General features: G+C 65.2%; 7 protein-coding genes. 6 read left to right on the top strand and 1 reads right to left on the bottom strand.

Translation table 11 applies throughout. From position 1 onward, the window contains the following. Nucleotides 1-573: 573 nt before the first annotated feature. The 6 genes from ung (at nt 574) to VJ811_RS08435 (ending at nt 3,367) form a co-directional block, all read left to right on the top strand. Nucleotides 574-1,299: a uracil-DNA glycosylase gene (ung, locus tag VJ811_RS08460; RefSeq protein ID WP_324071829.1), complete on the top strand. Its 726-nt coding sequence runs from the start codon at nt 574-576 to the stop codon at nt 1,297-1,299. Continuing rightward, entirely contained in the window at nt 1,296-2,054 is a 759-nt protein-coding gene (locus VJ811_RS08455) for a sulfite exporter TauE/SafE family protein (RefSeq protein ID WP_324071828.1), read from the top strand. Before ung ends, VJ811_RS08455 begins: the two co-directional genes overlap by 4 nt. A 78-nt stretch (nt 2,055-2,132) precedes the next feature. Beyond that, nucleotides 2,133-2,264 (top strand): hypothetical protein, encoded by a 132-nt coding sequence (locus VJ811_RS08450; RefSeq protein ID WP_324071827.1) that lies wholly within the window; start codon nt 2,133-2,135, stop codon nt 2,262-2,264. Between the two features lie 5 nt (nt 2,265-2,269). After that, nucleotides 2,270-2,551, top strand: coding sequence for a DUF427 domain-containing protein (locus VJ811_RS08445; RefSeq protein ID WP_324071826.1), 282 nt, complete (start codon nt 2,270-2,272; stop codon nt 2,549-2,551). Between the two features lie 12 nt (nt 2,552-2,563). Then, the gene (locus VJ811_RS08440) at nt 2,564-3,025 is read left to right on the top strand and encodes a YaiI/YqxD family protein (protein WP_324071825.1); all 462 of its coding nucleotides are present in this window, start codon (nt 2,564-2,566) and stop codon (nt 3,023-3,025) included. 156 nt (nt 3,026-3,181) lie between these two features. Next, entirely contained in the window at nt 3,182-3,367 is a 186-nt protein-coding gene (locus VJ811_RS08435) for a hypothetical protein (RefSeq protein ID WP_324071824.1), read from the top strand. Between the two features lie 115 nt (nt 3,368-3,482). Here VJ811_RS08435 and VJ811_RS08430 read toward each other — a convergent pair whose 3' ends face one another. After that, a complete protein-coding gene (locus VJ811_RS08430; protein ID WP_324071823.1) occupies nt 3,483-3,704 on the bottom strand; it encodes a hypothetical protein in 222 nt (73 codons plus the stop codon). Between the last annotated feature and the right edge of the window lie 249 nt (nt 3,705-3,953).

The raw sequence follows: 3,953 nt of genomic DNA, 5'->3' as shown, positions 1-3,953 counted from the left end.
ATCAGGTCGCGAGCGCACCGACGCGAAAAAAGCCGCAGGCAACCGTCGCCGGTTTACCGCAGCTTTTCAACGCTGTCGAAATCCCCGCCGCCCTATCCGTACAGCCCGCTGCGCAAAGTCAGGCTCTATCTCGGACGGTGGGGTATGCGGGTGATATAGGATTTGGGGCGCGTGGTGTCAACGGGAACGCGGCGAAGTGAGGGCGCGAACGACAGCCTTGGGGTGGGGAGCGGACATCCCCCATTTTCGTCATCCCCGCGGAAGCGGGGACCCAGAGCGTCCGTCGGCTGGCCCATCCCTGGGTTCCCGCTTTCGCGGGAATGACGAATTACTAGAATGGAGCGACCGCAATCGGTCGTTAGCTGCCATCTTGTTCCCCGGCGAAGGCCGGGGCCCAGGGCGTTAGAGAGCAGACGTCTGCTGGTTGCGCCCTGGACCCCGGCCTTCGCCGGGGTGCGGTAACTTCCGGTCGTTTTTCAGACCTCTGTCACGATAAAAGAAAAGGTGCACTACCGGAAAAGGCCGGGGGAACAGGGCTGGACAAGCCCGCGCCGCTCTGGTGAAGCGCGCAGCATGTCCGAGGTCAAACTGCATCCCGACTGGCTCGCGCGCATCGGCGGCGAGTTCGAGCAGCCCTATATGGCGGCGCTGAAGGCGTTTCTTGGCGAGGAGCGCGCGAAGGGCAAGGCGATCTATCCGCGGCCGCGCGACTGGTTCGCGGCATTGGACGCAACCCCGCCGCAGGACGTGCGCGTCGTGATATTGGGGCAGGATCCCTATCACGGGCCGGGGCAGGCGCATGGGCTGTGCTTCTCGGTCCAGCCGGGAGTGCGCACGCCGCCAAGCCTCGTCAATATCTACAAGGAAATGCAGAGCGACCTCGGCATTCCGCCCGCGTCGCACGGGTTTTTGAAGCATTGGGCCGAACAGGGCGTGCTGCTGCTCAACAATTGCCTGACGGTCGAGAGCGGCATGGCCGCGTCGCATCAGGGCAAGGGGTGGGAGAAATTCACCGACGCGGTCGTCGCGGCGGTGGCCGCCGATCCGGCGCCGAAGGTCTTCATCCTGTGGGGGAGCCATGCGCAAAAGAAGGCGGCGAATGTGCCGGGCCTCGGCGCGGGAAGCCCACATCTGATCCTGCGCGCGCCGCATCCCTCGCCTTTGTCGGCGCACAACGGCTTTTTCGGGTCGCGGCCGTTCAGCCAGGCAAACGCGTTTCTGGAAGCGCATGGCCGCGGCGCGATCGACTGGCGCCTGCCCGAGACCGCGCCGGAAACGTCGGGCACCGCCGCTGCATGAGCCTGCTTGCCGACCCGCTGACGCTGCTTGTGCTCGCCGCTGCGGTAATCCTGCTCGGGCTCGCCAAGGGCGGGCTGTCGGGGGTCGGGGCGCTTGCGACGCCGCTCGTCGCGCTGGTGCTGCCGCCGACGATCGCCGCTGCGCTGCTGCTTCCGATATTGATCGTGCAGGACGTCGTCAGCGTCTGGTCGTTCCGCAAGACGTGGGACGGCTGGATCATCGGCTGGATGCTGCCCGGCGCCGCGGTCGGCATCGCCGCGGGCTATGCCTATGCCGAACGCGTCGACGAGGCGAAGCTGATGGCGGCGCTGGGGGCGATCACGCTGGCGTTCGGCCTCTACCGCCTGTGGGTCGAGCGCGGCGGGCGCGTCGTCGCCGCGTCGACCTCGCCGGGCTGGGTCGGCAGCCTGTTCGGGGTGGCGACGGGCTTCACCAGCCAGATCGCGCACGCCGGCGGGCCGCCGTTCCAGATGTGGGTGACGCCGCGCCGCCTGCCGCACCTCGTCTTCGTCGGCACCAGTTCGATCCTGTTCGCGGCGATCAACTGGATGAAGGTGCCCGCCTATATCGCGCTCGGCGCCTTTCCGCACGAAGTGCTCGTCGCCGCCGCGCTGCTGATGCCGCTCGCGATCGTTTCGACCCTGCTCACCGTGCGCTGGCTGAAACGGATCGACGGCGCGCGCTTCTATGTACTCATTTACGTTCTGATGGTGCTGCTCGGCGCGAAGCTCTTGTGGGACGGGCTGGCGGGATAACAGGCGACGCGGGGCGGCAAAGGGGGTAGGATCGTCGTGGCGGGCACAGGCGTCCGCCGCCTTTTCAAGGTATTGACCATGGCGAAGAGCCAGAAGAAATCGAGCCGCGAAGTCCGCAAGCCCAAGGCCGAAAAGCCCAAGAAGCCGAATGCCAGCAATCCGTCGACCAAGACCGGCGTCGTCGCCGGACTCGACAATATGAAGAAATAAGCGCGATGGTGCAGGCACGGTGGAACGGCGCGGTGATCGCCGATAGCGACGATACGGTCGTAGTCGAGGGCAATCATTATTTCCCGCGCGGCGCGGTTGATGCGGAGGTGCTTTCTGACAGCGCGACGACGAGCCATTGCCCGTGGAAGGGCATCGCGCATTATCACCATGTCACCGTCGATGGGCAGGTGAACGCGGATGCGGCCTGGTATTATCCCGATCCCAAGGAAGCGGCGGCGGCGATCAAGGGCCGCATCGCCTTCTGGAAGGGCGTCGAGGTCGGCTGACCGCTTTCGCCCATGTCCACGCCTGTTCAAATCCTCGTCGATGCCGATGCCTGTCCTGTGAAGGACGAGATCTACCGTGTCGCGTGGCGGCACGAGGTGCCGGTGAAGGTCGTGAGCAACAGCCGGCTGCGCGTGCCCGAGCACCCGTTGATCGAACGGATTGTCGTATCGGACGGCTTCGATGCCGCCGACGACTGTATCGCCGAGGCGGCGAATGCGCGGAGCGTCGTCGTCACCGCCGACATATTGCTCGCCGACCGCGCGCTGAAGGCGGGGGCGAGCGTACTCGGCCCCAATGGCAAGCCTTTCACCATGGCGTCGATCGGGCCGGCGATCGCGACGCGCGCGATCATGGCGGACCTGCGTTCGGGAATGAGCGACGGGATGGGCGGGCCGCCGCCCTTCTCGAAGGCCGATCGTTCGCAATTCCTGCAAGCGCTCGATAGCGCGCTGGTACGGCTCAAGCGCGGATAAATTTTTCTTTCTTTTCTTTTCAGGTCTTTGTGAAATTTTTTCGGGCGAGTGATGGCGATCACCGCCGGCTGCGCGGCCGCGCGCCATAAGCAGGTCATCGGGAACGACCCGAGCCCAATTCGAAACACATTGTACCGCTTTGAAAAGGAAATGACCATGACCAAGAAGATGATCCTCGCCCCCGTTCTCGCGCTGACCGTCGCCCTTTCGGCGACCCCGGCGATGGCGCAGTCGGCGCAGCCCGCACAGGGCAGCATAACAGTCACCTCGAACCCGGTGCAGATCCTGATCGGCCTGCTTCTCCCCGCGGTGCAGAAGGTCCGCGAAGCCGCGGCGCGCTAAGCCAGGCACCCATTTTCGTCTCCGGCCCGGCCCACCACGCCGGTCCGGAACACAGCCCTCCCGCCCCTGCGACCCAGGCGGGAGGGCTGTCTTGTTTCGGATGGTGTTCCGGCGATCAGTTCCCCGCGCGGCGGTGCATGACGAAGGCGAGCAGCAGCACCGCCGAGATCACGCCGACCAGCATGCCCGCGGTGGTCGTGACCATCGTGATCGAACCCGCCGGATCGTTCGAATTCCATGCGCCGCTGCGTGTCCGCTCGATCATCCACCAGGCGCCGATGACGACGATGAGGTCGAGCAGAACCAGCCCGAGCAGCGCGCGCGTCGATTTTTTCATGAAACTCCCCTCTACCTAGTCCCGCGCAACCCTATCATGACATGGGCAATGCCGATGCGCAAAATCGCGCGGCGGCGCTTAAGGTGACAGAGGTTGCCGCAATCGTGGTTCATGGTGTCACCTTGGTCACTTTAGCGCTCCCGGTGGTGGTTCCTCCTGCATCGCGCCGCGCAGGATCGCGAGATCGGGGCCACCCGAAATGTCGATATGGCCGCCCTGCCGGATGCGGATGGTGGTGATACCGTTCAT

Origin of the sequence: Sphingopyxis sp. (genome assembly GCF_035250425.1) — a bacterium.
Classification (GTDB): domain Bacteria; phylum Pseudomonadota; class Alphaproteobacteria; order Sphingomonadales; family Sphingomonadaceae; genus Sphingopyxis.
This window is presented reverse-complemented; position numbering and strand designations above follow the sequence as displayed.

Coding starts and splice junctions, on each gene's coding strand:
- ung (WP_324071829.1), top strand. CDS start 574: ATGTCCGAGGTCAAACTGCATCCCGACTGGCTCGCGCGCATCGGCGGC.
- VJ811_RS08455 (WP_324071828.1), top strand. CDS start 1,296: ATGAGCCTGCTTGCCGACCCGCTGACGCTGCTTGTGCTCGCCGCTGCG.
- VJ811_RS08450 (WP_324071827.1), top strand. CDS start 2,133: ATGGCGAAGAGCCAGAAGAAATCGAGCCGCGAAGTCCGCAAGCCCAAG.
- VJ811_RS08445 (WP_324071826.1), top strand. CDS start 2,270: ATGGTGCAGGCACGGTGGAACGGCGCGGTGATCGCCGATAGCGACGAT.
- VJ811_RS08440 (WP_324071825.1), top strand. CDS start 2,564: ATGTCCACGCCTGTTCAAATCCTCGTCGATGCCGATGCCTGTCCTGTG.
- VJ811_RS08435 (WP_324071824.1), top strand. CDS start 3,182: ATGACCAAGAAGATGATCCTCGCCCCCGTTCTCGCGCTGACCGTCGCC.
- VJ811_RS08430 (WP_324071823.1), bottom strand. CDS start 3,704: ATGAAAAAATCGACGCGCGCGCTGCTCGGGCTGGTTCTGCTCGACCTC.